Raw genomic sequence first — 1,179 nt, forward strand, 5'->3', positions numbered from 1 at the left:
GGACGCGCAGGGCGTGCAATCTGTCGCCCGCGCCCAGGGTGGCTTGCGTCAACGCGGCAGTGATGGCCTGGCTGGCCTGGGCCAGGTGGTCGATGCCATCCAGCGGCACACTGAGCTGGTGCCAGCGCACCACGTCCAGCGGCACAAACCGCGCCTCCATCTGCCCATTGGTCACGGTGACGAGTTCGCAGCCCTTGGGCCCAGTTTCATTGGCGTGGCGGCCCTGTAGGTTGCCGGGGAAGACGACGCGGGGCGATTCGCAGACCACCGCGCGGGTGTGCACATGGCCCAGTGCCCAATAGTCATAGCCCCTGGTTTTGAGCGTGGGGATGTCGGTGGGCGCGGAAGCGTCAAGGCCGCTGGCCCCGGTGAGGCTGGTGTGCAGCAGGCCGATGTTGAACTGGCCGGGCACGGCACCCGGGTAGTGCGGCACCAGGTCTTCGGGCACCTCGCGCTGCGGGAAGCTCTGGCCGTGGATGGCCACCCCCAGGTCGGGCAGATGCACCGTCTCGGCGCTGCGGCTGGAGAACTTTTTGACGTTGTCGGGCAGCACCATCTTGAAGGTGTCTTCGGTGGTCAGGCCCATCACGCCTACGCGGATACCGCCCACGTTGAAGATTTTGTAGGGCGCAAACATGCGCTGGCCCTGGTCGTAGATGTTGGCCGACAGCATGGGGAAGGTGGCCAGTTCGCGCTGCATGTTGAGCACGGCGCGGGGCTTGTCGACCTCGTGGTTGCCCACGGCCGTGGCATCGAAGCCCAGCAGGTTCATGCCCTTGAAGTCGGGCACGGCATCTTGCAGGTCGGATTCGGGCACGCCGGTGTTGATGTCGCCGCCGCTGAGCAGCAGCATGGAGCCACCGGCGGCGGCCACTTCCTTGCGCACCTGGTCTACCACGGTTTTCTGCGCCGACATGCCGTACTCGCCATCGCTGTTTTTCCAGAACCGGCCATGGTGGTCGTTGGTGTGCAGGATGGTGATGTTGTAGGTTTTGTCCTTCTCGGGGCCGGGGGCCAGGGAAGTGCAACCGGCCAGTGCGGCGACCAGCAGGGCGAGGGCGAAACGGGTGGGTGGTGTGCACATGGAAGCTCCGGTTATCAGGTTTTGGGTCCGCGCAGCTCGGCCATGCGCTCGTCGAAATAGCTTTGCACGGTGTAGCGATCGGACAGCACCACATC

At 65.2% G+C, this 1,179-nt stretch carries 1 protein-coding gene; it reads right to left on the reverse strand.

From position 1 onward, the window contains the following. Positions 1–1,084, reverse strand: a 1,084-nt coding sequence (locus tag AC097L_RS25310) for a metallophosphoesterase family protein (protein WP_479589463.1), incomplete at its 3' end; no start/stop codon positions are given. Positions 1,085–1,179 lie beyond the last annotated feature (95 nt).

The organism is Rhodoferax sp. RT5P35, assembly GCF_056521385.1.